We start from the raw sequence: 227 nt of genomic DNA, 5'->3' as shown, positions 1-227 counted from the left end.
GATTGTTTGAGCAATGGGGTGACACAGAAGGGTAGTGACGCGGACTGATGGATTGTCCGTCCAAGCAGTGAGGCTGATGTGTAGGCAAATCCGCACATCATAAGGCTGGGCTGTGATGGGGAGTGAACATTGCAGTAGCGAAGGTCATGAGCTCCGGCTGTCAAGAAAAGCCTCTAGTGAGATCTAGGTGCCCGTACCGCAAACCGACACAGGTAGGCGAGCAGAGC

At 54.2% G+C, this 227-nt stretch carries 1 rRNA gene; it reads left to right on the top strand.

The features are described 5' to 3' along the window. Positions 1–227: ribosomal RNA gene (locus KJS52_RS27215) — 23S ribosomal RNA — on the top strand; the annotation flags it as partial.

The sequence above is a fragment of the Paenibacillus montaniterrae genome, from assembly GCF_018403185.1.
In the GTDB taxonomy this organism is placed as follows: Bacteria; Bacillota; Bacilli; order Paenibacillales; family Paenibacillaceae; genus Pristimantibacillus; species Pristimantibacillus montaniterrae.
Note: the sequence above shows the minus strand (reverse complement) of the source record. Positions and strands in the feature narration are given on the sequence as shown.